The 24240-nt window shown below is 69.9% G+C and carries 27 protein-coding genes and 2 pseudogenes; 16 read left to right on the forward strand and 13 right to left on the reverse strand.

Translation table 11 applies throughout. The features are described 5' to 3' along the window. Positions 1-147 precede the first annotated feature (147 nt). Entirely contained in the window at positions 148-1683 is a 1536-nt protein-coding gene (locus tag GA707_RS05775; RefSeq protein WP_152177452.1) for an aldehyde dehydrogenase family protein, read from the forward strand. A 12-nt stretch (positions 1684-1695) separates the two neighbouring features. On the opposite strand, the gene arr is transcribed toward GA707_RS05775, so the two are convergent. The 3 genes from arr to GA707_RS05790 form a co-directional block, all read right to left on the reverse strand. Next, entirely contained in the window at positions 1696-2130 is a 435-nt protein-coding gene (arr, locus tag GA707_RS05780) for an NAD(+)--rifampin ADP-ribosyltransferase (RefSeq protein WP_152177453.1), read from the reverse strand. Then, positions 2127-3407 (reverse strand): serine hydrolase domain-containing protein, encoded by a 1281-nt coding sequence (locus tag GA707_RS05785; RefSeq protein WP_152177454.1) that lies wholly within the window; start codon positions 3405-3407, stop codon positions 2127-2129. The genes arr and GA707_RS05785 overlap by 4 nt, the downstream gene beginning before the upstream one ends. 89 nt (positions 3408-3496) lie before the next feature. Continuing rightward, complete coding sequence (locus tag GA707_RS05790) at positions 3497-4090, reverse strand: TetR/AcrR family transcriptional regulator (protein WP_152177455.1); 594 nt, start codon at positions 4088-4090, stop codon at positions 3497-3499. A gap of 139 nt (positions 4091-4229) precedes the next feature. Between GA707_RS05790 and GA707_RS21710 the strand changes: the two are divergent. The 6 genes and pseudogenes from GA707_RS21710 to GA707_RS05815 form a co-directional block, all read left to right on the forward strand. Further along, positions 4230-4661, forward strand: a pseudogene (locus tag GA707_RS21710) (DJ-1/PfpI family protein); the annotation flags it as partial. 35 nt (positions 4662-4696) lie between these two features. Then, the gene (locus GA707_RS21140; protein WP_226963603.1) at positions 4697-4924 is read left to right on the forward strand and encodes a hypothetical protein; all 228 of its coding nucleotides are present in this window, start codon (positions 4697-4699) and stop codon (positions 4922-4924) included. Next, on the forward strand, positions 4921-5547 hold the full coding sequence (locus GA707_RS05800; protein ID WP_152177456.1) for an NADPH-dependent F420 reductase: 627 nt from the start codon (positions 4921-4923) through the stop codon (positions 5545-5547). The genes GA707_RS21140 and GA707_RS05800 overlap by 4 nt, the downstream gene beginning before the upstream one ends. Further along, entirely contained in the window at positions 5544-6440 is an 897-nt protein-coding gene (locus tag GA707_RS05805; RefSeq protein ID WP_152177457.1) for a bestrophin family ion channel, read from the forward strand. The genes GA707_RS05800 and GA707_RS05805 overlap by 4 nt, the downstream gene beginning before the upstream one ends. Positions 6441-6571: 131 nt before the next feature. Beyond that, complete coding sequence (locus tag GA707_RS05810; RefSeq protein WP_152177458.1) at positions 6572-6814, forward strand: hypothetical protein; 243 nt, start codon at positions 6572-6574, stop codon at positions 6812-6814. 361 nt (positions 6815-7175) lie between these two features. After that, positions 7176-9842 carry a cation-transporting P-type ATPase gene (locus GA707_RS05815; RefSeq protein WP_152177785.1) on the forward strand — a complete coding sequence of 889 codons (2667 nt, stop codon included), beginning with the start codon at positions 7176-7178 and terminating at the stop codon, positions 9840-9842. Positions 9843-9875: 33 nt separating this feature from the next. Here GA707_RS05815 and GA707_RS05820 read toward each other — a convergent pair whose 3' ends face one another. From GA707_RS05820 to GA707_RS05835, 4 genes are all read right to left on the reverse strand, one after another. After that, positions 9876-10400, reverse strand: coding sequence for a 2'-5' RNA ligase family protein (locus tag GA707_RS05820; RefSeq protein ID WP_152177459.1), 525 nt, complete (start codon positions 10398-10400; stop codon positions 9876-9878). 186 nt (positions 10401-10586) lie between these two features. After that, positions 10587-10859 (reverse strand): putative quinol monooxygenase, encoded by a 273-nt coding sequence (locus GA707_RS05825; protein ID WP_152177460.1) that lies wholly within the window; start codon positions 10857-10859, stop codon positions 10587-10589. Continuing rightward, the gene (locus GA707_RS05830; protein WP_152177461.1) at positions 10856-11590 is read right to left on the reverse strand and encodes an alpha/beta fold hydrolase; all 735 of its coding nucleotides are present in this window, start codon (positions 11588-11590) and stop codon (positions 10856-10858) included. The genes GA707_RS05825 and GA707_RS05830 overlap by 4 nt, the downstream gene beginning before the upstream one ends. Positions 11591-11669: 79 nt before the next feature. Next, entirely contained in the window at positions 11670-12509 is an 840-nt protein-coding gene (locus GA707_RS05835; RefSeq protein ID WP_226963555.1) for a DUF5995 family protein, read from the reverse strand. A gap of 151 nt (positions 12510-12660) precedes the next feature. Here GA707_RS05835 and GA707_RS05840 point away from each other — a divergent pair, with 151 nt between their 5' ends. From GA707_RS05840 to GA707_RS05865, 6 genes are all read left to right on the forward strand, one after another. After that, entirely contained in the window at positions 12661-13173 is a 513-nt protein-coding gene (locus GA707_RS05840; protein WP_226963556.1) for a superinfection immunity protein, read from the forward strand. 132 nt (positions 13174-13305) lie between these two features. Further along, entirely contained in the window at positions 13306-13671 is a 366-nt protein-coding gene (locus GA707_RS05845; protein ID WP_152177463.1) for a hypothetical protein, read from the forward strand. Between the two features lie 47 nt (positions 13672-13718). Next, positions 13719-14273, forward strand: a complete 555-nt coding sequence (locus GA707_RS05850; RefSeq protein WP_152177464.1) for a hypothetical protein — start codon at positions 13719-13721, stop codon at positions 14271-14273. A 318-nt stretch (positions 14274-14591) separates the two neighbouring features. Continuing rightward, complete coding sequence (locus GA707_RS05855; protein WP_193315191.1) at positions 14592-14975, forward strand: CAP domain-containing protein; 384 nt, start codon at positions 14592-14594, stop codon at positions 14973-14975. A 92-nt stretch (positions 14976-15067) separates the two neighbouring features. After that, positions 15068-15901: a formate/nitrite transporter family protein gene (locus tag GA707_RS05860; RefSeq protein ID WP_152177466.1), complete on the forward strand. Its 834-nt coding sequence runs from the start codon at positions 15068-15070 to the stop codon at positions 15899-15901. A gap of 53 nt (positions 15902-15954) precedes the next feature. Then, positions 15955-17169, forward strand: coding sequence for a DUF480 domain-containing protein (locus GA707_RS05865; protein WP_152177467.1), 1215 nt, complete (start codon positions 15955-15957; stop codon positions 17167-17169). 26 nt (positions 17170-17195) lie between these two features. On the opposite strand, the gene GA707_RS05870 is transcribed toward GA707_RS05865, so the two are convergent. Next, positions 17196-17867, reverse strand: coding sequence for a phage baseplate assembly protein V (locus tag GA707_RS05870; RefSeq protein WP_152177468.1), 672 nt, complete (start codon positions 17865-17867; stop codon positions 17196-17198). A 153-nt stretch (positions 17868-18020) separates the two neighbouring features. Between GA707_RS05870 and GA707_RS05875 the strand changes: the two genes are divergently transcribed. The 3 genes and pseudogenes from GA707_RS05875 to GA707_RS21150 all read left to right on the forward strand — a co-directional run bounded on the left by GA707_RS05875 (position 18021) and on the right by GA707_RS21150 (position 19037). Then, positions 18021-18404: a nuclear transport factor 2 family protein gene (locus GA707_RS05875; RefSeq protein ID WP_152177469.1), complete on the forward strand. Its 384-nt coding sequence runs from the start codon at positions 18021-18023 to the stop codon at positions 18402-18404. A gap of 4 nt (positions 18405-18408) precedes the next feature. Next, a pseudogene (locus GA707_RS21715) lies at positions 18409-18705 on the forward strand (cyclopropane-fatty-acyl-phospholipid synthase family protein); the annotation flags it as partial. A 17-nt stretch (positions 18706-18722) separates the two neighbouring features. Beyond that, on the forward strand, positions 18723-19037 hold the full coding sequence (locus GA707_RS21150; protein ID WP_226963604.1) for a hypothetical protein: 315 nt from the start codon (positions 18723-18725) through the stop codon (positions 19035-19037). Between the two features lie 157 nt (positions 19038-19194). Here the strand turns inward: GA707_RS21150 and GA707_RS05885 are convergent, their stop codons facing one another. The 5 genes from GA707_RS05885 to GA707_RS05905 form a co-directional block, all read right to left on the reverse strand. Further along, positions 19195-20031: an ABC transporter permease gene (locus GA707_RS05885; protein ID WP_152177470.1), complete on the reverse strand. Its 837-nt coding sequence runs from the start codon at positions 20029-20031 to the stop codon at positions 19195-19197. After that, entirely contained in the window at positions 20028-20927 is a 900-nt protein-coding gene (locus GA707_RS05890) for an ABC transporter ATP-binding protein (RefSeq protein WP_193315192.1), read from the reverse strand. Before GA707_RS05890 ends, GA707_RS05885 begins: the two co-directional genes overlap by 4 nt. A 93-nt stretch (positions 20928-21020) precedes the next feature. Further along, the gene (locus GA707_RS05895; RefSeq protein ID WP_152177472.1) at positions 21021-21620 is read right to left on the reverse strand and encodes an HdeD family acid-resistance protein; all 600 of its coding nucleotides are present in this window, start codon (positions 21618-21620) and stop codon (positions 21021-21023) included. A 174-nt stretch (positions 21621-21794) separates the two neighbouring features. Next, positions 21795-23396, reverse strand: coding sequence for a M20/M25/M40 family metallo-hydrolase (locus GA707_RS05900; protein ID WP_152177473.1), 1602 nt, complete (start codon positions 23394-23396; stop codon positions 21795-21797). Between the two features lie 156 nt (positions 23397-23552). Continuing rightward, positions 23553-24209: a nucleoside/nucleotide kinase family protein gene (locus GA707_RS05905; RefSeq protein WP_152177474.1), complete on the reverse strand. Its 657-nt coding sequence runs from the start codon at positions 24207-24209 to the stop codon at positions 23553-23555. Positions 24210-24240 lie beyond the last annotated feature (31 nt).

Below are 24240 nucleotides of genomic sequence, written 5' to 3' on the forward strand. Positions count from 1 at the left end.
GGAGAGTCCTCGTCGACCCTCCTGCCCCGTTTCTACCTCACCGCACGACACGGCGCCCCTCGAACGACGCGTCGCGGGCGGATGGGACATCATCGTCAGCAGCGACGCCTGCGCCCGTGGAGTCGCCCGAACGAGGAGTGCCGCCCGATGACCGCCATCACCGTCCCCGCCCCGGAGGACCTCCGCCGGCAGGCGGCCTCCGCCGCCGCAGCGTGTGGAGTCGACCTCGCCGCCCACGCCGGGAACCGCGAGCACCACTCCCCCATCACCGGTACGACGGTCTCGGCCCTGGCGTGGAACTCGCCCGAGGACGTGGCGCAGGTGTGCGAGAACGCGCACACCGCATACCTCGGCCTCCGGCAGGTTCCGGCGCCGGTGCGCGGCGCCATGGTCCGGCGGTTCGCCGACCTGCTCACCCAGCACAAGGCCGACCTCGCGACGCTCGTGAGCATCGAGGCCGGCAAGGTCACCTCCGAGGCGCTCGGAGAGGTGCAGGAGATGATCGACATCTGCGACTTCGCGGTCGGCCTCTCCCGCCAGCTGTACGGCCGGACGATGCCCAGCGAACGACCGGGCCACCGGCTCATGGAGACCTGGCACCCGCTCGGCGTCGTCGGCATCATCAGCGCCTTCAACTTCCCTGTCGCCGTGTGGAGCTGGAACGCCGCCCTAGCGGTGGTATGCGGTGACCCGGTGATCTGGAAGCCGAGCGAGCAGACCCCACTCTCGGCTCTCGCCGCCGCGGCCCTCCTTCAGCAGGCCATCGCGGACAGCGACCTCGACCCCGCGATCTCCCAGGTGGTGCTCGGGGACCGCGAGGTGGGCCTGGCGCTCGTCGACCACCCGCTCGTCGCGCTGGTCTCGGCGACCGGGTCGACGCGGATGGGTCGCGAGGTCGGGCCGCGGGTCACCGGCCGCTTCGGCCGGGTGCTCCTCGAGCTCGGCGGCAACAACGCGGCCATCGTCGCGCCGAGCGCCGACCTGGGGCTGGCCTCCCGGGGCATCGTCTTCGCCGCCGCCGGCACCGCGGGTCAGCGGTGCACGACGATGCGGCGGGTCATCGCACACGAGAGCATCGCCGACGCGCTCGTCGACAAGGTGAGCACCGCATACCGGAAGCTGCCGATCGGCGACCCGATGGAGGAGGGCACCCTCGTCGGTCCGCTCGTCAACGGGTCGGCCTTCGCGGCCTTCGAGTCGGCGGTCGAGACCGCCCGAGAGGCCGGCGGCGAGGTCGTCGCCGGCGGCTCCCGGGTGGAGGTCGAGTCGGTGCCCGACGCGTACTACGTCGAGCCGACGGTGATCCGGATGCCCGCGCAGGCGGACGTGGTCCGCCAGGAGACCTTCGCGCCGATCCTCTACGTGCTGACGTATGCGTCGCTCGCCGAGGCGATCACGCTCAACAACGCGGTCCCCCAGGGTCTCTCGTCGTCGATCTTCACCGAGGACCAGGCCGAGGCGGAGCTCTTCATGAGCTCGGTCGGGTCGGACTGCGGCATCGTCAACGTCAACATCGGCACCTCCGGTGCCGAGATCGGCGGGGCCTTCGGCGGCGAGAAGGAGACCGGCGGCGGGCGCGAGTCCGGATCGGACGCCTGGCGGGCCTACATGCGGCGGGCGACGAACACGGTGAACTACTCCGGTGAACTGCCGCTGGCCCAGGGGGTCACGTTCGAGGTCTGAGGCGTAGTGCGCTCAGTCCTCGATGTCGGCCTCGCCCCGCTGCCGCAGCTCCTCGAGCCCGTCCCTCATCGCCCGCAGACGCTCTGGTGGATGGCCTACCCAGTCGACGATCTCCCCCACCACGCGCACCGGATCTCGCGTGCGGAAGGAGCGGGTCGGATTGCCCGGGAACCGCTTGTCCGTGACGTTCGGGTCGTCCTCGAACTCGCCGGTCGGTTCGACGAGGTAGATCCGGCCGCGCCCCTCGCCGGCTGCCAGCTCGGCGCCCCACGTCGCGGCGTCGAGGGTCTCGGTGAAGTACACGTGGTTCATCATGCGGCCGGCCTCGAAGTTGGAGTCCCGGCCGGGGACGAGGAGCTCACCCATGGCGAGGTCGGCCTTCGTGCCGTGCAGGTGGACACCCTCCTGGTACACCTCGAACGGGACCGGCTCCCGCGGCTCGCTCACCGGCTCCACCTCGGTCGACGTCGCCGCCCGGTGACGGTGGGCGCATCGGGATGCTGCGCCGGGCCACCCAGGACGCGGTAGAGGGCGTCGCGGATCGAGCGTTCCCGTTCGTCGTCCCAGAGCCGGAAGCCGGAGCGGTTCATGGCGTAGCAGAAGCCGACCTTGTGCTCCGGGTCGGCGAACCCGAAGGAGCCGCCGGCACCGGGTGTGCCGAACGCCCTCCACTGGCGCCCCCCGAAGCGGAAGCTCGGGGAGGGCTTGACGTAGCCGAGGGAGAAGGCGGTGTCGACGTGCAGGATCTCGTCGTGCAGGCCCTCGGTCGGCGGCGTCGCCGGCTGTTCCAGCTGGGAGAGGGTCTCGGGCCCGATGCCGAGGTCCTGTCCGCCGCAGGCGAGGGCGGAGTAGATCCGCGCGACCGCGCGGGCCTCACCCGTCCCGTTGGAGGCCGGCGACTCGACGGCGAGCACGTCGCGGCGGTTGTAGTTGTCCAGGACGCCGAGCAGTCGGGGGTTGCCGAAGGCCTTCGCGGTGGCGCTGCGAGGGTCGAGGAAGGCCCGGACGAACCGGGGCGGCAGCTCGCGCAGGTGCAGCACCATCTCGGCCGGCTTGTAGCCGTGGATCGTCGCCAGCCGTTCGGCGGGGACCTCGGTCGGGAGTCCGATGTGGAAGACCGCGTCCAGTGGAGCAGCCACCTCGTCCGCGAAGTACCGCCCGATGGTGCGGTGCTGTGGGTCGACCCGGCGCAGCAGCTCGCTCTCGTACCAGCCGAGCGAGATGCCGTGATAGCCGTGCCGGGTGCCGGCCGGCCACGCAGGGGTCTGGCCGTCGATGGCGGCGGCGACCCGGTCGGGGTCGGCGAGGACCTCGAGGTCCATCGGCACGTCCGTCACGGCCAGACCGGCCTGGTGGCTGAGCAGCTGACGAACGGTGATCGCGCCCTTGCCCGCCGCGCCGAACTCCGGCCAGTACGACGCCACGGTCGTGTCGTAGTCGAGCAGCCCGCGGGAGTGCGCATGGGCGAGCGCGACGGAGCTGACGCCCTTGGTGGTGGAGAACATCGTCACCAGCGTGTCCCGCTGCCACGGCAGCCTGGCCACGCCGTCGCGGTACCCACCCCACAGGTCGACGACCGGCCGGCCGTCGACGTAGACCGCGCACGCGGCGCCGACCTCGGCACCGGCGGCGAAGTTCGCCCGGAACGCGTCGGCCACGGGTCCGAAGCCGTCCTCGACATCTCCGTCGAGCAGCGTGGGTGGAACGTCGACCTTGAGAACCATCGTGACCTCCTGGGCCTGGCGACCTGCCGGGGCCGGTGGCCGGAAATCTACACGGATAGGCGCTGATCGCGCGGGGGCGCTCTGGGTGGTCAGCCCGTCGCGCCGCAGGCACGCCAGACGAGCCGTGCTGTCCGACGCGCCCAGTCCTCGGGCGGAGGGACCTGGGCGATCGCGAGGGCGTACCACGAGCCGGTGAGGAAGGTGCCCGCGATGACCAGGTCGGCGTCGGCGTCGAGGACTCCCTCGTCGATGGCTCGCTGCAGACACGAGCGGATTCGCGCACGCCGCGGTGCAACGACCAGGTCGTGGTACTTCGCCCGCAGGGCGTCGTTGACTCCATCCCCCAGCATCAGACCCGCCAGGGGCAGGGCGGCCGCTTCGGTGATGCAGTGACGGAAGTGCTCGAGCTCCGCGACGAGGTCCTCGAAGGGGTTGTCGCCGGTCGGCGGTGGCGAGACTTTGGCCAGCCGGGCGATCGCGTCGACGACGAGCGTCTCCTTGTCCGGCCAACGACGGTAGATCGCCGGCCTGGACGTCCCCGCCTCTGCGGCCACGGCTGCCAGTGACAGCCCCGAGAAGCCGTCGCGGGCAAGCTGTCGCAGCGCGGCCTCGAGCACGGCGTCGTCGATCGAGGCGTCGCGGGGTCGGCCGGCACCGTGACGTTCGAGAGTCCGCTCTGGCATGACGCCAAGATTACGTGACAGGGATGTATTGCTCTAGCGATCTCACTGTGGGTATCTTTACATTCCGCCTCTGCAACGTAATGAAAGGCTGACGATGTCCACGACGATCGACGTCCACGGTCCCGCCAAGCGGGTCCTCATGGTGGTGTCCAACCCCTCGACCTCGGACCAGACCGGCTGGCCGATCGGCTTCTGGTGGGCCGAGCTGACCCATCCGTACTGGGAGTTCACCGAGGCCGGCTACGAGGTCACGATCGCCAGCCCGGACGGCGGCCCTGTCGTGGCCGACTCGTTCTCGGACCCCTCCGACGAGTCCGGCTACTCCGCGCACGACCTCATCAGTCGCGGCTTCATCGCGAGCCCGGAGCACGCAGCCCTGGTCGAGTCCACCCCCGCCCTGGCGGACGTCGACGAGACGACGTTCGACGCCGTGTTCCTCGTGGGCGGTCAGGCCCCGATGTACACGTTCCGCCGGGACCAGCGGGTCAAGGATCTCGTCGGGCGCTTCATCGCCGGAGGGAGGGTCGCCGCCGTGGTGTGCCACGCGACCTGCGTCCTGCTCGACGCGACGACGCCGGACGGCGAGCTCGTGGTGAAGGGCCGGACGTGGACGGGGTTCGCGAACTCCGAGGAGGCCTACGCCGACGCGTCGTCGGACAGCGCATCCAACCGTTCTGGATCGAGGACGAGGCAGCCTCCCTCGAGGAGACGAACTTCGTCGTCCACGGCCGCTTCCGCGCCCACGCGGTGCGAGACGGCAACCTCGTTACCGGGCAGCAGCAGTACTCCGGTGCCGCCGCGGCCCGGATCGTCGTCGACATCCTCGGCCGATGACGACAATCGGCGGCGCAGCCCTCTCGGTGGTCGTGGTCGGTGCCGGATCGGTCGGCACCGCCCTGGCGACCAACCTGCGTCGGCTCGGTCACCGGGTGCGTTTCGCACGGAGGGCTCCGCGCGACGACGAGGTCGAGATCGACGGCGCGTCGGTCGGGGCCGACCTGACCGTCCTCGCGGTGCCCTTCGGGGTCGTCGGTGACGTCGTGCCGCGCCTCGGGCTCTCCGCCGGTGACGTGGTCGTCGACGCGACCAACCCGTTCGGGCGGCCGCTCCCGGTGGATGCGACAGCGGGCGCAGCGGTCGTCGCGGACGCTGCCGGACCCGGCATCCACGTCGTCAAGGCGTTCAACGTCATGGGGGCCGAGCACCTGAGCGACCCCACACTTCCCGATGGCTCACGACCCCTCCTCCCGGTCGCCGCGGACGACGACATCGCCCGCTCGAGAGTTGTCGCCCTGGCGCGGGACATGGGGTTCGACGCGGTCCCGATCGCGGGTCTGTCGAACTCGGCCCTACTCGAGGACGCGGCACGGTACTGGGGTCTGCTGGCCATGAACGGCGGCCTCGGCCGCGATGTCGTCCTCGTCGCACACCGGCGCCGGGCGGACCCCGCTCCATGATCGTCAAGCGCAACCTCAGCCCCCGTCGGGTGCTCGCCTACACGGCGGCGCCGCTGGCCTGGGCGGCACTCTGGGCTGTGGTCGCGCCGATGGCCGTGGGTCTCTCAGGGGAGACCCGTCTCACCGTGCCGTTCCCCATCGTCGCGACGCTGGGCGCCGCGCTCGCGATCTTCGTCGCATTCCGGAACAACAGCGCGTTCGCGCGCTGGAGCGAGGCCCGGGCCGCCTGGCAGGCGGTGCTCGTGGCGTCCCGGACTCTCACGAGACAGGTGATGGCGTCCACGCATGCCGCAGTCAGAGTGGGCGCGGTCGCCGAGCACCAGGCGCACGAGCTGCGGGCCCGGATCGCCGACCTGCTGATCGAGTTCGCGTGGAGTCTCGCGTCCGTCACTCGCCCGATGCGTCCCGTGCCGAGCGGCCGGGACCTCGGCCGCCGCCCCGACGCCGTGCTGGTCGAGATCGCCGGTGCGATCAAGGAGGCCATCGGGACGGGCGCGCTCGGCCAGTTCGACCCGATCGCCACCGAGCCACAGCTCGTCGCGCTCGGCACCGCCCAGGGTTCGATCGAGCGCATCGCGACCACGCCGACGCTTCGTCAGTACGACTACTTCACGCGGCGCCTCATCGCCCTGTTCGCACTCGTGGCGCCGTTCGCCGTGGTCGGTCTCGTGCCCGAGTCGCTCTGGCTGGCGACACCATTGGCCCTGCTGCTCTCCGGCACGTTCATCGTCCTGGTCGTCACGGGCGCGGCCAACGACGAGCCGTTCTCCGGCGCCGTCACGGACGTGCCCATCGAGACCGTGTGCACCCAGCTCGAGCACGACGTGCTCACCGTCGTCGGCCACCGTGACGCACCGACGCCGCTACAGCCGGTCGACGGCTATCTCTGGTGATCAGGGCCCTGAGGAGGATGCCCGACCGATCCTGTACAAAAAATGTGCGCCACGGTGCATCCAAACCTGTACGCCCGATAGAAGTAATGGATATCGGGTGACTCCGCACCCGCCGACAGATAGGAAGTTCAATGAAGCGCATCCTCGCCACCACCTCCGTCGCCGCTCTGGCCGTCATCGGTTTCGCCGGAACCGCCAGCGCCGCACCCGCCGACGCCGCCTGCTTCGGCCAGGTGCACAAGCTCGTCAACACGGAGGGCTTCGGCGATTTCGTGAATGTCGGCCAGCTCGTCCAGGGTCTCGGTGGGAGCGGCGAGTACAAGAACGGTGGGCAGGCCAAGAAGGCGGTTGCTCCGGTCGTGGGTGAGTGCTGAACGGGTAGTTCGCCATCATCTGACACCTCTGACGGCGGCTCGGATCTTCGGATCCGGGCCGCCGGTCTGTGTCGCACCGCTGCTCTACTGGCCAACGCGGCGAGACACCGGCGCTCGGACGTAGGTAGTCCACTCTCGCTCATCCGGGGAGGCGCCCGGCGCGCCGAACCGCGACACTCTCCAGGCAGTATCGAGTCCAGACAGCGTCGATGCACCCGGTCGCTGTGACCTCGCAGACGCGGTCGAACCGGCCCTGCCCTCTCGGGTGGACACTCGAAGGTGCACGGGCTTCGGCTGCGTCTCCGCAGCAGCCGGACCGAACGGACCGGCTCGCTTCACGCTCGAGCCGGTCGTGGCCCAGATGGGAAGCGACGCCGTGACGAGCGATCCGGTGACGGCCGGGCCGGTGACCGACCGGAGCGCTCCCGGGCTCACCGGTCCGGAGGTACTGTCCCGCCGCGACCGGGACGGGCCGAACAGGCTTCCCGAACCGCGGCGGCGGTCGCTCTGGCGCCGTCTCCTCGGTGAGCTGTTCCACTTCTTCGCGTTGATGCTGTGGGTCGCGGGAGGTCTGGCCCAGGTCGCGGGGCTCACCCAGCTCGGTGTCGCCATCTTCGCCGTGATCCTCATCAACGCGATCTTCGCGCTCGGCCAGGAGGCGCGGGCGGACCGCGCGGCGGACCGTCTGCGCGCGATGATGCCGACCCGCGTGACCGTCCGCAGGGACGGTAGACGCCAGATCATCGACGCGGCGGACGTCGTCGTCGACGACATCCTGATACTCGAGAGCGGCGACCGGGTGCCGGCCGACGCCCGCCTCGTCGCCGGCAACCGGGTGCTCATGGACACCTCGATGCTGACCGGTGAGAGTGTCGCGACGACCGTCGCCGACGGCGACCTGCTCTATGCCGGCACGTTCCTGGTCGAGGGCGAGGCGGTGGCGCTCGTCGTGGCGGTCGGAGAACGGACCCGGCTCGCGGAGATCGCCCACCTGACGACCGCCACTCCCAAACCCGTCACACCCTTGACCCGGGGCCTGCGCCAGGTCGTGCGGGTCATCGCCGGCATCGCGATCACCATGGGGATGCTCTTCCTCGCGATCTCCGTGCTCATCGGCAGACCGCTCGAGGACGGCTTCATCTTCGCCATCGGGGTCACCGTCGCGCTCGTCCCCGAGGCCCTCCTCCCGACGGTCACCCTGTCGCTGGCGTGGGGGGCCGAGCAGATGGCGCACCGGCAGATCCTGGTCCGCAACCTCGACGCGGTCGAGACGCTGGGGTCGACGACCTTCATCTGCACGGACAAGACGGGAACCCTGACCCGCAACGAGATGACCGCGACCGAAGTGTGGACCCCTGAAGGGACCCTCAGGATCACCGGCGCCGGCTATGAGCCGAGCGCGCAGATCTGGGCTTCGGCCCCCGAGGCGATTGCCAGCGGCCTGGCCATGGCGGTCGCGGGTATGCGGTGCTCCACCGGGCATGCCATCAACACCGATGGCGTGTGGCGGGCACACGGCGATCCGACCGAGGTCGCGATCGACGTCCTGGCGCGCCGGCTCGGCGCCGACACCGACGCGGATCGGCGGGCCCACCGGGCCCAGCTCCGTCTTCCCTTCGACGCACGCACGAGACGGATGTCGGTGGTCATGGACGGGGTCCTCGTCGTCAAGGGAGCACCGGAGAGTGTCTTTGCACTGTGTCAGGGTCTCGGGGTCTCCGAGGCGGAGTCGGCGGACGGGGTCCACAGGACGGCGGCCTCCACCGACGCCGCCACCGTGGCGGCAGCCCTCATGGACCGCGGACTCCGTGTGCTGGCGATCGCAACGGGAGCCCCGGGGGCTCCGCCACCGGATGACGCAGGGAGGTTCGAGCAGCCGCTCCGGTTGCTCGGGCTCGTCGGCCTCGAGGACCCGCCCCGCGACGATGTCGCGGCCGCGCTCGCCGCATGCCGCAAAGCAGGCATCGCCGTCGCCATGATCACCGGCGACCATCCGGCCACCGCATGCGCGGTCGCCGACGCGGTCGGCCTCCGCCGTCCCGAGTCACCGGTGCTGACCGGTGCCGAGCTCCCCTCGGATGACACCGTCCTGGCCTCGACGCTCGACCACGACGGGATCGTCGTGGCGCGCGTCTCCCCCGAGGACAAGCTGCGGATCGCCCGCGCGCTGCGTTCGCGGGGCCACATCGTCGCGATGACCGGCGACGGCGTCAACGATGCCCCGGCGCTGCACGAGGCGGATATCGGGGTGGCCATGGGGCGATCGGGCACCGACGTCGCGCGTGAGGCTGCCGACCTCGTCCTGCTAGACGACTCCTTCTCGAGCATCGTGTCCGGTGTCGAGCAGGGCCGCGCGACCTTCGTCAACATCCGACGGTTCCTCACGTACCACCTGACCGACAACGTCGCGGAGCTCACGCCGTTCGTCGTCTGGGCGCTCTCGGGCGGCCAGTTCCCGCTCGCACTCGGTGTCCTGCAGATCCTCGCTCTCGACCTCGGCACGGACACGGCGTCCGCGGTAGCGCTGGGCGCCGAGCCTCCCGCCCGTCATCTTCTCGAGCGACCTCCAGTCCGTGGACGTCTGCTGAACGGGACCGTCCTGCGCCGCGCCTTCGGCGTTCTCGGCCCGACGGTCGCGGCCTCGACAATGCTCGCCTTCCTCGTCTCCCTCGTGGCCGCCGGCTGGACGCCGGGTGCCGCCTTCCCCTCCGAGGGTGCCCTTCGGGCCGCGTCGGGCGCGGCGTTCATGACGGTCGTTCTCGCCCAGACCGCGAATGCCTTCGCCTGTCGGAGCTCGACGGTGTGGCCTGGGCGTCTCGGCTGGCTGACCAACCGCCTCCTCGTCCCCGCGGCGTCGATCGAGCTGACCTTCTCCTTCGTCGTGCTTCTGGTCGCACCCATCGCCCTCGTTCTCGGACAGGCCTCCCCGCCTCCCGCCGGCTGGGTCGTCGCGCTGCTGTCTGCGCCGCTGGTACTCGCCGTCGACGCCCTCGACAAGAGGTCTCGAGCAAGAGCGACGTCCCGGTAGCGCGGCCCATGCGCGGGCTCCCCTACAGGCGGGTCAGATGAGATGCGGCAGCGGCCAGGTCCGGCCGGTCGTCGTGTCGACAAGAGCTGCATCGTGGATGTGGAGGGTCAGCGGCACGACGTCGGAGACCATCCTCACGACAGTGGACAGCTGCGCGCCGCTGGCTCGGGTCGCAACGGAGACATGGGGTATCCACTGACCGGCGCAGTAGTGACGATGAAGCTCACCACCCGAAGTCGTCACGGCGGTGACCGCCGCAGCCTGACGAGACGCGATGTCGGTCGAGATGGCCGGGGCCAACGCCACCCGGCCACGTGGAAAGGTGATCGTGCCGTGAACCGTGACCGGGGAGGGATCAGCCCGGGGAAGCCCGCCCAGCGCGCCCTGGACGCGGTGCAGGTCCCAGCTGCGGAGGACCGCATACGACAGGTGCGGAAGGTGGCGTCCGTGGGTGTGGGTCGCCGGCGTGGAGATCCCCGCCTCCTCGAGCCGCGACCACAGCTCGCGTACCCGCAGATCGGAGTCGGCATCGAAGAGAAGACAGACGGCCAGGGCCATCCCCCCATCATCCTCGGGGGACCCGATGCTGGTCGCGGAGCCCGTGCACGCACCAACCTCCCCGCCTGAGCCCCACGCACACGGTCGCCTCGACCGATCCGGTGATCCATCCGGGAGGACGCCGGCCTCCGGTGACCCGAGCCACACCCCGCCAGCCGCAGGGCGCGCCTTTCGGCACGTCCCCCGCTACGGGCTGATGCGGAACTCGCTGACGTCCGCGTGCTCGATCATGGCGGTCTGGTCTCCCGATGGCCCGGATCCTCGGAAGGTCATGAGTGCGCCCTCGTCCGCCCACCGCTCGTAGACGTTGACGCGCCGCGGGTCCAACAGGTCGGCTGACACGGCGAAGTCCAGACATCCGTCGGTGCTGCGGGCACGCTCGACGACGTCCCGGCATCCGGCCAGGTAGTCCTCGCGAGCGGACGCAGCCACGAACAACGCGCCGGCAACGATGATCACGAGGCGCGTGCCGCCCGCGTGATGATGTCCGCGAGGTCCTCCGGCCTGCTCCACATCGGCCAGTGGCCGGTCGGCAGGTCGACGAGCGTCAACCGCCGATACTCCAGGAGACCCGCGAGGAACGGGATGCCCTGCTCGGCGTAGGAGCGGTAGTCGGCCGACGAGTATGCGCTGCACACAATGGTGCCCGGGACGTCAAGGCGTCGCTCGTCACTCAGGGTGACGGCCTCGCGCATCATTGCCGCGGGTTGGGGCACCGCTCTGTCGCGGAACGTCGCCAGCTGCTCCTCGGTCAGACCGGCCATGGATCCCTGCTCGAGCTCCTCGTCGTACTGAGCGGACAACGGGTACTCGGCGCCGGCGACCTCCGGGTCCATCGCATGTCCGTCGACCACGGGAGCGGTGTCGACCCAGACCGCGTGGTCGACATCGTCGACGTGCCGATCCAGCGCGACGGTGGCGGGAATGGCTGCACCGCTGTGGGCCACGAGGACTGTGCGTGCGTCCTCCGGCGCGGCAGCGAGCGCCGCCTCGATCGCGGCGACGTGATCCTCGAGGTGCACCGAGCCGCGGTCGGGATGATCAGGCTCCAGACCGGGCAACGTCAGGGCGACCGCCTGCACGCCCTGCTCGTCGAGACGGGGCAGGACCTCGTCCCATGCCCACGCCCCGAGCCAGAACCCCGGCACGAGGACGACGTACGGGGGCACACCACTGTCGTTTCCGCTCATCGCGCCAGTATCTCGCTCACGTCGTCAGATCGCAGGGGCAAGGCGGCGATGGGGTGCGAAGCCGTGCAGCCCAAGCCGGTCACACACCGTTGCCGGGGACAGCCGGACGTTCGGGAAACGTCACCGGGGTGAGCAGCTGTCGCGTCACCAGGCCGACGAAGGATGAGCGGGACTCGAGGTAACCCGCGTACGCGTCCGGTCTGCCCTGCAGGGCCCACTGCACCGTCGCGCTGAGCCAGGCCGCGTCTCGAGCCGCCTCGATGCTCCACCCGCCGACGACGTTGAGTACCGGAGCCGCCGCCCGGTCGAGGTCGACTGCGGCTCCGGCGAGGAAGGACTCGCGCACCTGCTGCACCTCTGCCGCGAGGAGCTCATTGATGGCGAGGAAGTCGGCGCGCACTCCCGGCGAGTCCAGGGTCCGACCGAGCTGGCGGCACGTGCGCACCAGCGCCAGACCGAGATCGAAGTTGATGTGCGCGTTCATCCCTGCCAGGGCGTACTGCAGGGGCGCGGTGCCCGGTTGCGCGCGGAGCTCGAACAGTGGCTGCCAGGCGTTGCTGCGAGAGTTCGCGTCGCTCGCGCGGCATGCGTCGAGGTAGAGGCCCGCGAATACGCAGTCGAGGCGCTCCATGAAGGCCGCGTCCTGGAAGGAGCGGGCCGCCACCTCCTCTCCAACGCGCTCGGTGACGTGCAGGTACATGCGGTGGAAGTCGGCGACCCCGTCTCCGGCGGGCAGGGCAACACTCAAGCGGCGCATCTCGTCGATCACCTGACGAATCGACGCGGGCTGTTCGGGCGGGGGGTCCACCTTCGCCAGTGGACGATTCCCGTTCAGCGCCGCAGTCATTCTGGTGACCGCACCCGAGGCACGGCTGAGTCCGTTGCGGGCGGCGAGAGCCATGTCGTTGAGGAACCCCATGGGAGCGGCCTCTCCTTCGTCTCTGCTCGGATCCCCTCACCCTAGTCTCGGCCGGGAGGGAGCGACCTGCCATGATGGGCGCAACCCCCACGCGTGTGTGATTGGCGGGTACCGGGGGAACACTCACATGTCGTTCGGAGAAGGAGGGGACGTGAGCGACGAGCAGCGTTCGACGCCGACCGAGCCCTATACGACCTGGCCACAGCCACAGCCACAGCCCATTCAGCCGTACGCGCCCGCCGGCCCCGCGCAGCCGGCACCGTACGGCCCCGCCGCAGGGTTACCGGCCGGAACCGGCGCCTACACGCACACGACGGCGGTCGCTCGCCCGGTGGGTTCGGCGCACATCGCCATCGCCTGGGTGTTCGCAATCATCACGTTCGGCTACTTCCTGCCCTGGGCCGTCGCCGCCACTCGGCAGAAGAGCAACACACTGGCCATCGCTGTGCTCAACCTCCTCGTGGGCTGGACCTTCATCGGATGGATCGTGGCTCTCGTCATGGCCGTCCAGAGCGAGCCCGCCCAGGTGACCAACGTCGCGTATGCGGTGGCGCCGGTGGTGCACACCGGCGCGCAACCCGTCCCGGCGGGTTGGTACCCCGACCATCTCGGCGTACGACGCTATTGGGACGGGCAGCGCTGGACGGGCCACACCGCACCGTGAGTGGCCGGTCGGGGCCCAGCCCCCTGGGGGCTGACTCGGAGACCGACGACGGACTCTCGGCTGCGACTGTCTCCGACATCACACGGCGAGGCGGTGCCGCGCGCGTACGCTGAAAGTGAGGAGGTGGTCCGAATGTCCGCCACTTCGACCCACAAGCCAACGCCGACCTCATCCAGGGCGCGAACGCTCACGCTGGCGGCCTACCTGGTCAACCTTGCCTATCTCGTGTGGTTCTGGGTGATGTTCGCCGGCGCCTATTGGGTCGCATCCTGGTTCGACATCGACCCGGCCGAGGAGTCGGTGTTCGACCAGGGCCTGCTCGGCTGGGTGGCAGGCATCGGAAGTCTTCTGGTCATGGTGCTTCCGAGCCTCGTCGGTGCCCTTCTCGCCCTTCGGGCGAAGCGGGCCGGGGCGGGCACGGCCGCAACCGTGGCGCTCGTCCTCAACCTGGCATTGCCCGTCGGGTGGATCGCACTCCAGGTGCTTCTCGCCCCGTAAGGACTGCCGGACCGGCGGAGGGCTGGCCCGGTTAGTCTGGCAGTTCGGTGAACACGGCCACGGGGGGACCGATGGATGTGCAGGACTACCTGCGCGAGCTCGCGCAGGTGAACCAGAACGGCTTCGGGTTCCTCGTTGCGTATGGGCTCACGTGGCTGACGGCCGCCCTGCTGGGCCGGCGCTTCGGTGATCGCGTCGGCACCTACGCGGCGCTCTTCCAAGGAATGGTCGGCCTACCACTCGGGCTCCTGCTCACGATGACAGCCGCCCAGGGCGCGCGGCCCGACGACCCGACCTTGAACGCCCTGTCCATCTATCTGAGCATGGGACAGCTGCTGGTGCTGCCGTTCGTCATCGTCCTGGTCGCCCGTGGCCGGCACACAATGGCTGTCGCCACTCTCGCCGTGACCCTGGCGGTCCACTTCGTGCCGTACTCCTGGTTGTACTCCACGCCGATCTACCTCGTCGTGGCGGCCATCGTCGCCGTGGGCACCGCGGTGCTCGTCGCCCGGGACTCACAACCGGCAGGCACCGGATGCCGGATCTGTGCCGTGACCGGATCGGCACTCCTGCTGGGCGGCGTCATCGCCTTCGCAAGCTGACCGAGCCCGGCCGGCCAGTCACGGCGATCTCGGAACGAACGGCCGCCGTCTCGACCGCGCGGCCATGTCGTCGCGCTCGGTGAACACGCAGCAGGTGCGGAGCCGGACAAGGCCGGCACCGACGCCGGGTCGCGTCAGGCATCGTTCGACGCGAGGTATCAGGGTGACCCTCCGCGACTCTTCCTCAGTGAACCCACGAGGAGAGGAGTCGAGATGCGACGTCACGCTATGCCGGTTGCGGCCATTGCCGCTGCCGTACTCAGCACAGCCACTGCCTGCCCGGGAACATCCAGCGTTCCAGGGCAAGACATCCTCGACTTGATCAACGACAAGCGTGCCGCGGCCGGCTGCGATCCGGTTGCCGGCGAAGACCGGCTACGCGCCGCTGCGGACCGCCACGCGGTGGACATGCGCGACAACCCGGCAGTCCGCTCGGATCCGAGTCACCTCGGATCCGACGGAAGCACGCCCTCGCAACGCATCGCGGATGCCGGCTACGCACCCGTGTCCCGCATCGGGGAGATCATGTACTGGGCGAGCGGGCCTCCCGGCAATACGCCATCGGCCACCGTCGACTGGTGGATGAACAGCCCTCGTCATAGGGAGATCATCGAGACCTGCGCGTTCACGCACGCCGGAGTGGGCCTGGTCTACCCGGGCGGTACCGAGTGGTACACAACGGTGGACTTCGGAGCCCATTAGCTGCCGTGCGCCAGCTGCACCCGCGCGCCGCTGCCCGGCGAGTCGCATACGCTCGGGACCAGAGATCGCTGTCAGCGGCGGAGGGAGCCAGCATGCGGCACGGAGACGACGACGCCCTCGACCCGACGGCGGCCGAGGTCGAGGAGGAGGTCGTCGACTCCTTCCGAGAGTCCGTCGAGGAGGGCAGCGAGCGGCTGCACCGCGGGTGGCGGGCACTGCTGACCACGGGGATGTTCGGGGGCATGGAGATCGGCGTCGGGGTGCTCGCCTACCTCGCCGTGCTTGAGGCGACGGGCAACCACCTCCTCGCCGGCCTCGCCTTCGGGATCGGGCTCGTGGCGCTGCTTCTCGCCCACAGTGAGCTGTTCACCGAGGACTTCCTCCTCCCGGTGATGGCCGTCTTCGCCGGGAGAGGGCGACTGCGTCACCTGGTGCGGCTCTGGACCGCGACCCTGGTCACCAACCTGGTGGGTGGGTGGATCTTCATGTGGGTGGCCGTGCAGGCTTTTCCCCAGTTCCGCGAGGTTCTCGAGACAACCGCCCGGGAGTTCGTCGAGTCACCGCTCGATCTGCGCGCGGTCGCCCTTTCTCTTCTGGGTGGAATGGTGATCACCCTGCTCACCCGGATGCACCGCGGCACCGACTCCGACGGGGTGCGAGTCTTCGCGTCGGTAGCAGCGGGGTTCCTCCTTGCCGGGCTCGGCCTCTTCCACTCCGTGCTCGACTCCATCCTCATCTTCGGTGCGATCCACGCCGGAGCCGCGGTCAGCTATCTCGACTGGCTCGCGTGGGTCTGGTACGTCATCCCGCTCAACATGCTCGGTGGCCTGCTCTTCGTCACCGGGCTGCGGATGGTGCGGGCCAGTGAGCTTCCCGAGGCGCCGGGACCCGACAACCGGGTCGTCGAGGGACGCGGCCCGCTGTAAGTCGTTCACGGCAGACTGAGTGAATCGCGGAGTCACGGTTCGAAGGAGAAGAGATGTCGCCCCTGCCGCACCTGGAGCCGACCGAGCAAAGAGTTCTCGGGGCCCTGCTGGAGAAGCAGGTCACCGTACCCGCCGGCTATCCCCTCACCGTCAACGCGTTGCGCACCGCGTGCAACCAGAGCACCAGCCGGGACCCGGTCGTCGACTACGACGACCAGACGGTCGAGTCCACTGCCCGCGCGCTCAAAGGGCGAGGGCTGGTGCGGGTCGTCTGGGACGGCCGCGGCCAGCGCACGCTGAAGTTCCACCAGCTCCTCGACGAGACCCTCGGCCTCGACCCCGCCGAGCGTGCGCTCATCACCGTGCTCCTGCTGCGCGGTCCGCAGTCCGCCGGCGAGCTGAGGACTCGCACCGAGCGGCTGCACGGGTTCACCGACCGCGCTGCTGTGGAGGAGTGCCTGAGCAGGCTCGCAACCCGCGAGGAACCACTGGTCCAGGAGCTCGCCCGGCGGCCCGGGTGGCAGGACCCGCGATGGATCCACCTCCTCGGGCCGGTGCAGCTTCCCTCGGACGCCCACGTGGCATCGGAGTCGGTCGACCTGGAGAGCGTGCTCACCGAAGGACCGCAGGCTCGGGATGCCAAGGTGAGCGCCGCATACGACTCGCTCGCCGGTGAGTACGCGACCAGGCTCGCCTCCGAGCTCGACGAGGCCCCCTTCGAGCGGTGGCTCCTCGAGCGGGTCGTCGACCTGGCGGACGGGCACCCCGTGGCGGATGTCGGTTGTGGTCCCGGGCTGATCAGCGCCTACCTGCACGACCACGGTGCCCGCGTCGTGGCATCGGACCTGAGCGCCGAGATGATCGCACAGGCTCGGGTCGACCATCCCGAGATCACCTTCGAGGTGGGCGACCTGCGCCGCCTGATGCGCCCGGTGGACGCCGACGGCTGGGGCGTGGTGCTCGCGTGGTACTCGCTCGTGCACCTCGCCGGCTCCGAGCTCCGCGACGCGATCGAAGCGCTCGCCCGGCCCGTGCGCCCCGGAGGTTCGGTGGTGCTCAGCCTGTACGCCGGTCCCTCGATCCGGCATGTCGCCGAGCTGTGGGACATCCCGGTGGATCTCGACTTCGTCCACCACGACCCCGCCACGGTCATCGCAGCTGCGGAGGCGGTCGGACTGACCGACGTGGAGTGGTACGAGCGGGGAACCTCACCCGGCGCGGACGAGCCGGTCCACCGCTTCTACCTCATCGGTCGGCGAGGGAGCTGAGTGTCGGGCCTCCAGGTCACGGGCACTCACCAGATGTTGCCCGCACCCGGCGTGTAGGACGGAGAGACCACGCCGACGCCGGCGATGAGGGTCTGGCAGTTCACGACGCCGCTGAAGGTGGCGACCGGCGCGTCGACCGTGAAGGAGGGCGCGGTGACGTTCACGGCACTGCCGGCGGTGATCTCGATGTCACCGGCCGCGGTGATCCTGATCGTGGACCCGTTGGAGTGTGTGACGGTCACTTCCGCCGCGCCCGCGTCCAGCACGACCTGGTGCCCCGACTGCGTGCTCATGCTGATCTTCGGGCCGGTCGCGCCATCGTCGAACTCGAGCCTGCTGTCGCCGCGGGTTCGAAGCAGGCGGATGTCGTTGCCGGGCGTGGGGAAGTGCGGAAGCGGCAGGTGATCGCTCCACGTGGAACCGATGACGAACGGATGGCGCAGCTCACCTCCCTCGAACGCGACCACGACCTGGCTGTTCACCTCCGGGAGGATGACGAGCCCGTGGTCTCTGTCGGCGTACGGCGTGCACATCGCGGCCCAGAGTGTGAGATCGCCGCCCTCGCTGTCGGCCAGACCGGGCAGCCTCACCTGGACCCGACCACGGTTCGTCGGGTCCTGGATGTCGACGACCAGAGCGCGATAGACACCGTAGAAGGCGGGCTCTCGGCTCGACTCTGTCGACCTGACCGTGTTCATGACCACCGATCCTCCACTCGCACATGGGTCCGAAGCCGTGAGCCTCGGTGATGCGGCTCGACGAACCCCTCCATGCTCGCGCCTCGTATCCCGGGTCACAAGCGGTCGTAGGATCGTCCCCTAGCGAGAAGCGGATCGACAGGGGAGCCGGCGATGCCCGACCTGGAGGAGAACAAGGCCAACGTCACGGCGTTCTATGACCTGATGTTCAACCAGTGCCGTCCTGCCGAGGCGATCGAGCGGTACGCCGGGGACGTCTACATCCAGCACAACCCGCACGTCGGAGACGGCAAGCGGGCCTTCGTCGACTACTTCGAGCGGATGGCCCGCGAGTACCCCGGCAAGCGGGTCGAGTTCATCCGAGCCTTCGCCGAGGGTGACCACGTGATCCTGCACTGCCACCAGGTGTGGCCCGGTGACCTGGAGTACGCCGGGATCGACATCTTCCGCCTCGACGACGCCGGCAGGATCGTCGAGCACTGGGACGTTCTCCAACCGGTCCCGGAGCTGTCGAGCAACGCCAACGGGATGTTCTAGGCCCATGGCAGAGGGCTCGTTCGGCCGGTCCGGGTGGGAGGACCGCTGGACGCAGGTGCGCGCGACCGCCGGCGAGAAGGTCGGACGGATGCCGCCGAACAGATGGCTGCTCGAGCTGACCGCGGACCTGGAACCGGGCCGGGCTCTGGACGCCGGCTGTGGACACGGCGCAGAGGCGGTGTGGCTGGCTGAGCGAGGCTGGCAGGTGACCGCCGTCGACTTCTCCGCCACCGCATTGGACTTCGGGCGAGCTCGCGCGCAGGCAGCCGGTCCAGACGTCGCCGGCCGCGTCGAGTGGCTGGAGGGTGACCTCGGATCATGGGTTCCGGAGGCGGAGGCGTTCGACCTCGTGGCGAGGTCTACGTGCATGTCGCCGGGTCGGTGCCGGGGGCACTGGCACGCCTGGCTGGTGGGGTCGCCCCGGGTGGCCGGCTGTTGCTCGTCGGTCACCAACCCCGTGACCCCGCCACCGGTGCGCCGACCCCCGCGGCCGGTCAGCGGCAGGTGTCTCTCGCCGACGTGGACGAGTGGATCGACGACCCGCACTGGCACGTCGAGCTCTCGGAGGAGCGGCGCCGACCCGACCCGACGTCCGGGGTCGACGCGGTGATCCGGGTTTTCCGGCACCCCTGAGCCACGAGCCCGGCAGCTACATGTCTGCTCTGGTCACAGGTCTGCTCTGGTGGGGGGACGGGCCGCGAAAGGGCCGGGGCCGGCGTCCATGACACCGGCCCCGGTGGGGTTGCGTGCGGGGCTCAGCCACCGCATACGGGCTGGATGTATCAGCCGGTCACTTGACCTCGGAGCGACGGACGATGACCAGACCGACGGCCAGGGGGATGAGGAACCACAGGGTTCCGGAGACGGCCAGCTGCTGCCACTGCTCGCTCGTCACCGTCCCGTTGAACAGCGGCGCCTGCGCGAAGCCGTAGTCCACCCACGGCTGCAGGTCGGCGAACCACTGCTGGGTCGAGGCGAGCAGGCCGAGGAGCGGGGGGAGCACGAGCGTGTAGACGAAGTACGCGACGATCGCGCCGGCGGAGTTGCGGATGAGCACGCCGAGCATGAACCCGAACAGCATCCCGAGGACGCTGCCGACGACGATCAGGGCGAACTCGCTGACGGTGGCGTTCCAGACCGGGTCGAGCCCGGTGACCACGCTCCCCAGCAGTGTGCCCAGGGTTCCGACCACGAGCGCGATGAACATCGCCACGATGCCGACGACGAGTGCGGCGAGGAACTTGGCACCGAGCACCCGGCCGCGGTGGGGGATGAGGGTGAACGTCGTCAGGCCGCTGCGCTGGCTCCACTCGCTCGTCACCGCGAGGATGCCGATCATCGGCAGGATCACCGTCATCGGCGCCCCGATCGCTGCCGCGAAGTTGTCGAACGTCAGCGCGTCGTCGGGCGCGAAGACGATCAGGGCCGCGGTGGCCAGGAGGCTGGTGATGACGATGCTCGCCATCAACCAGAAGCCCGCGCGGGTGTCGAACATCTTGCGCAGCTCGACCCCGACGATGCGGGTGAGCGGGATGCGCGCCGCCGCCGCCCGGGGGCGCACGACGGTGGCTGTGCTGTCGCCGGACGTTGGCCCGCCGACGGTGGGTTCGAGGACGGTGGTGCTCATGCTGCGACTCCTTCGCGCTGGGTCTGTGCGGTGAGCTCGAGGAACATCTCCTCGAGCCCTGCCCCGTCGGCGTGACGGAGCTCGGTGAGAGCGAGGCCAGCGGCGAGGGCGACCTCGCCGACCTGATCGGTCGTGGCGTCGGTGTGGACGCTGCCGTCGGGGTGGACCGTGTGGTCGAGACCGGCTTCCTCCAGCGCACGGCTGAGTGCGGCCCGGTCCTTGGCGCGGGTCACCGTACCGACAGTGGCGAGCAGGTCGGTCTTCGTGCCCTGGGCGACGATGCGGCCGTTGCCGATGACGACGAGGTCGTCGGCGATCACCTCGATCTCGTGGAGGAGGTGGGAGGAGAGGAGGACGGTGCCGCCGCGGTCTGCGTAGCCGCGCAGCAGGTCGCGCATCCAGCGGATGCCGGCGGGGTCCAGGCCGTTGGCCGGCTCGTCCAGGATGAGCACGTGGGGGTCACCGAGGAGGGCGGTGGCGATGCCGAGTCTCTGCCGCATACCGAGGGAGTAGTTGCGCACGCGGCGGTCGGCTTCCTCGGCGGTCAGGCTGACGAGGTCGAGCATCTCCTGGACCCGGGACTTCGGCAGGCCCATCGTGCGCTGGGCGATGGTGAGGATCTCCCGGCCGGTCCGTCCGGCGTGTTGGGCCGAGGCGTCGAGCAGGACACCGATCTCCCGACCCGGGTTGGGCAGGTCGGCGAAGCGGCGCCCGTCGATCGTGGCGGTCCCGGCGGTGGCCGGCGTCAGGCCGGTCAGGATCCGCAGGGTGGTGGACTTGCCGGCGCCATTGGGGCCGAGGAAGCCGGTGACGCGACCGGTGGCCGCGGTGAAGGTGACGTCGTCGACGGCCGTGAAGCGGCCGTAGGTCTTGGTGAGCGATTCGACTGAGATCATGCGGACCAGCCTGCTGCCCAGACTGATCAGCCGCTATGAGGGGGGCACCTGAGCGCACCCTGGTCGCCCCCCGGAACAGGCTCGGGGTGTGAGTCAGGGGGAGTTCAGGGCCGAGGACACGGTCCTCGCGACGCCGCGCACGGCCAGGGCCAGCAGAACGAGGGTCAGGCCGGTGACCACAACGTGGAGTCCGAGCACGATCGCGAGGACGGCCAGCGAGACGGCCGTGTTGCCGAAGATGAAGAAGAGTCCGGCCGCGACCGAGATCAGGCCCAGAGCGAGGTTCCAGCCCCAGCCCTGCACCTCGCCCCTGGCCAGCCAGGCCATGACGGCCTGGATGAGGCCGCCGGCGAGGAGGGAGATACCGACCGTGAGCACGAGGACGAAGAGCGTCACCTGGGGCCACACGACGGTGACCACCGCGCCGATGAGGTAGGCCGCCCCGACGAGCCACCCGATCCACCGGCGCTCGCGCAACGAGGCGGTGCCGAGGGCCTCCACCGCCGAGAGGAGCAGGGCGAAGAACACGAGCCAGCGCAGGGTGTTGACGCCGGCTGAGAGGTTGAACATCAGCACGAGGCCGAGCCCGATCATGACGAGACCGAGAATGAGCATGGTCATCCAGCTGGCCTTGACCCACCCGGGCAGGTCCTGCACGCCTCGTGGGTCGGCAGGGTTGTCGATGCTGGTCATTCGAGCCTCCGGTGTGCAGGGCCGCGCGGTGCGACGACCTGAAGCTAGTTGCGCCGCCCGGGTCCGTCAACGACCTCGGAGGCGGTCACCGGGCGAGCGCCGTGCTTGCATACCGGGAGAAGAGTCGAGGGTGGGCGGACCCAGTCCGCCCACCCTCGAGTGGTTCACCTCAGATCAGTCGGCGACGCGGTCGTGGTCATGGTCATGACCGTGGTCGTCGCCGCCCAGCGGGCCCGCGAACGTGTGCTCGGGACCAGCGGGTGCCGGGATCCGGAAGTTGCCCGGGATCTTCGCGCCCCGGACCTCGTTGACGCCCTCGGTCGACGCCGCGTACGTGAAGACCGCGAAAGCCACCGCGTCGGAGTTGACCTCCAGCGCGTGCGGGTCGTAGTTGTCGATCGTGTCGCAGACGAGGTGGTAGCACGGGTCGAACTGATCGCCCGCCGTTCCACCCCAAATCGCCTGCTGCTCGGGGGTTTTGATCTGCTCGGCGCCGGTGAAGAGGCCACCGGAGGCGATGCCGTTGTTGATGAACGCCTGGTAGTCGCTCCGACCGCTGAACGCCGAGTCGTCGTAGGGCTCGCCGCGCTGGGTGTAGAAGGACTCGAAGGTCTCCTCGATGTGCGTGGAACCGGCGGGCACGTCGACCGGCGCCTCGAAGCTCGACTGGTCCGCGTCATAGACACCGAAGTAGTAGTTCGGCGACCCGATCATGTCGAAGTTGAGGTAGAGCGCGATCTCGTCGAGCTCCTCCTGCGTGCGCTGACCGACCCACTCCGTGGACCCGATGAGGCCCAGCTCCTCGGCGCCCCACCACGCGAAGCGAACGGTGTTCTGCGGCCGGGACTTGCTCATCTGCTGGGCGACCTCGAGGAGTGCCGCCGAACCAGAGCCGTTGTCGTTGATCCCGGGGCCGGCGGGGACGGAGTCGAGGTGCGCGCCCGCCATGACGACGTTGTCGTCGGTCTTGCCGGCGAGCTCACCGATGACGTTGTAGGACGTCACCTCGAAGAAGTCCACCTTGACCTGTGCGGTCGAACCCGGTTGGGCCAGCGCCTCACCGGCGGCGAATGTGGTGCCCACCACGGGGATCGCCGCCTCGAAGGGCAGCAGCGTCGCGTTGAGCGCACCGAAACGGTCTCCGGCACCCGGGTCGCCCTGGTTGAACAGCACGACCGCCTCGGCGCCTGCCGCCTGGGCGTTCTGCGCCTTCAAACCGAAGGCACACGTCCCGCGCTGCAGGAGCGCGATGTCGTTCGGACCGGCGAAGTTCAGGCCCGCGAAGTCGGCAGCCTCGCAGCCGCTGCTGTTGGCTCGGTCGCCGACGAGGTTGATGTCGACGGGGATCACACTGCCGGTGACGTCGCCCTCGCCCGTGCCCTGTGCGTCGAAGGCGGTGTAGTCCGCGGTGACCGGCGTCAGCTGCCGGAGGACGACGTCGGCCGCGTCGTAGGTGAACGGGACCACTTCGGCGGACCAGCCCGCCTCCTCGAGGACGTCGACGACATAGGCGACGCTGGCGTCGTAACCCGGCGTCTGGTCGGCCCGGTTGCCGCCGTTGGCGTCGGCGATGGCCTGGAACTCCTCCATGTGCTCGACGACTCCGGCGAGCCGCACGCACTCGAGCAGCTTCTCGTAGGTGTTGTTGGTGCGGGTGTCGCACGCGGCCTGGGCCGGTGCGGCGCCGGAGGACGGCGCGGTCACGAGCGCTGTGCCGAGCAGAACGCCCACCACTCCCGCCGTTCCCACGGTGCGCTTCATGCGCGGACTTGTCATCAGGACTCCTTCGTCACTGTGCAGGGGACACGGTGCCGGGTCGTCGGCACACGAGAGGCGAACGTAACCCGGATCGGCGCGCCTCGCCACCGGAACGGTTTTCGAGGGGTGCGGCGCCACAGTCGACGGGCCGACCCGGTGGCCCGGGTGGGCGGGTCAGAGGTCCGCGAGCAACCACGAGTCCGCGACACCGACGACCACACGGTCGGGAGGCTCGCGATGCGCGCGCACGAGAGCGGTGTTGACCTCGTCGACCTCGGCCACCCAGGCGGCTGCGAGGTCAGGGCGCTTGCCGAACCGAATGTGCCGGTCGGTGAGCCGTCGCAGACGCGTCGCGTCGTCGGTCTCGACCCACCAGACCTGGTCGAGTTCGCTTCTGACGGAACGCCACTCGGGCCGGTCGAGCAGCAGGTAGTTGCCCTCCGTGACAACGAGCCGGACGGTCGGAGTCACGACGACGGCGCCCGCGATGGGCTGCTCGAGGGTGCGTTCGAAGCCCGGTGCATAGACAGGTCGGTCGGCGTCGGTTCGCAGCCGCCGGAGCAGCGCGGCGTACCCCGCGGCGTCGAAGGTCTCCGGCGCGCCCTTGCGGTCACGCAGGCCGAGCCGCTCGAGCTGGACGTCGGCGAGGTGGAAGCCGTCCATGGGGACATGGGCGACGACGTCCGGTCCGAGGGCGGCCGCGATGCGCGTGACGAGGGCTTCGGCCAGGGTGGTCTTCCCCGAGCCGGGGGCGCCGGCGATCCCGAGAACGGCCCGTCCCGTGTCGGGCACGAGGTCGAGGGCGGCGGCGACGAGCTTGTCGAAGCTCACGTGGTCCGACTTCCGGAGGGGGCTGTCATGG

Source organism: Nostocoides sp. F2B08, from assembly GCF_009184895.1.
Lineage (GTDB): Bacteria > Actinomycetota > Actinomycetes > Actinomycetales > Dermatophilaceae > F2B08.

What these genes read in the sequence shown, in the direction of transcription:
- GA707_RS05885 (WP_152177470.1), bottom strand. Translation starts at nt 20,031, where the DNA reads ATGAGCACCACCGTCCTCGAACCCACCGTCGGCGGGCCAACGTCCGGC.
- GA707_RS05790 (WP_152177455.1), bottom strand. Translation starts at nt 4,090, where the DNA reads ATGCCAGAGCGGACTCTCGAACGTCACGGTGCCGGCCGACCCCGCGAC.
- GA707_RS05785 (WP_152177454.1), bottom strand. Translation starts at nt 3,407, where the DNA reads ATGGTTCTCAAGGTCGACGTTCCACCCACGCTGCTCGACGGAGATGTC.
- GA707_RS05800 (WP_152177456.1), top strand. Translation starts at nt 4,921, where the DNA reads ATGACGACAATCGGCGGCGCAGCCCTCTCGGTGGTCGTGGTCGGTGCC.
- GA707_RS05805 (WP_152177457.1), top strand. Translation starts at nt 5,544, where the DNA reads ATGATCGTCAAGCGCAACCTCAGCCCCCGTCGGGTGCTCGCCTACACG.
- GA707_RS05900 (WP_152177473.1), bottom strand. Translation starts at nt 23,396, where the DNA reads ATGACAAGTCCGCGCATGAAGCGCACCGTGGGAACGGCGGGAGTGGTG.
- GA707_RS05870 (WP_152177468.1), bottom strand. Translation starts at nt 17,867, where the DNA reads ATGAACACGGTCAGGTCGACAGAGTCGAGCCGAGAGCCCGCCTTCTAC.
- GA707_RS05845 (WP_152177463.1), top strand. Translation starts at nt 13,306, where the DNA reads ATGTCCGCCACTTCGACCCACAAGCCAACGCCGACCTCATCCAGGGCG.
- GA707_RS05775 (WP_152177452.1), top strand. Translation starts at nt 148, where the DNA reads ATGACCGCCATCACCGTCCCCGCCCCGGAGGACCTCCGCCGGCAGGCG.
- GA707_RS05835 (WP_226963555.1), bottom strand. Translation starts at nt 12,509, where the DNA reads ATGGGGTTCCTCAACGACATGGCTCTCGCCGCCCGCAACGGACTCAGC.
- GA707_RS05820 (WP_152177459.1), bottom strand. Translation starts at nt 10,400, where the DNA reads ATGGCCCTGGCCGTCTGTCTTCTCTTCGATGCCGACTCCGATCTGCGG.
- GA707_RS05860 (WP_152177466.1), top strand. Translation starts at nt 15,068, where the DNA reads ATGCGGCACGGAGACGACGACGCCCTCGACCCGACGGCGGCCGAGGTC.
- GA707_RS05875 (WP_152177469.1), top strand. Translation starts at nt 18,021, where the DNA reads ATGCCCGACCTGGAGGAGAACAAGGCCAACGTCACGGCGTTCTATGAC.
- GA707_RS21150 (WP_226963604.1), top strand. Translation starts at nt 18,723, where the DNA reads ATGGGTTCCGGAGGCGGAGGCGTTCGACCTCGTGGCGAGGTCTACGTG.
- GA707_RS05815 (WP_152177785.1), top strand. Translation starts at nt 7,176, where the DNA reads ATGGGAAGCGACGCCGTGACGAGCGATCCGGTGACGGCCGGGCCGGTG.
- GA707_RS05830 (WP_152177461.1), bottom strand. Translation starts at nt 11,590, where the DNA reads ATGAGCGGAAACGACAGTGGTGTGCCCCCGTACGTCGTCCTCGTGCCG.
- GA707_RS05810 (WP_152177458.1), top strand. Translation starts at nt 6,572, where the DNA reads ATGAAGCGCATCCTCGCCACCACCTCCGTCGCCGCTCTGGCCGTCATC.
- GA707_RS05895 (WP_152177472.1), bottom strand. Translation starts at nt 21,620, where the DNA reads ATGACCAGCATCGACAACCCTGCCGACCCACGAGGCGTGCAGGACCTG.
- GA707_RS05890 (WP_193315192.1), bottom strand. Translation starts at nt 20,927, where the DNA reads ATGATCTCAGTCGAATCGCTCACCAAGACCTACGGCCGCTTCACGGCC.
- GA707_RS05865 (WP_152177467.1), top strand. Translation starts at nt 15,955, where the DNA reads ATGTCGCCCCTGCCGCACCTGGAGCCGACCGAGCAAAGAGTTCTCGGG.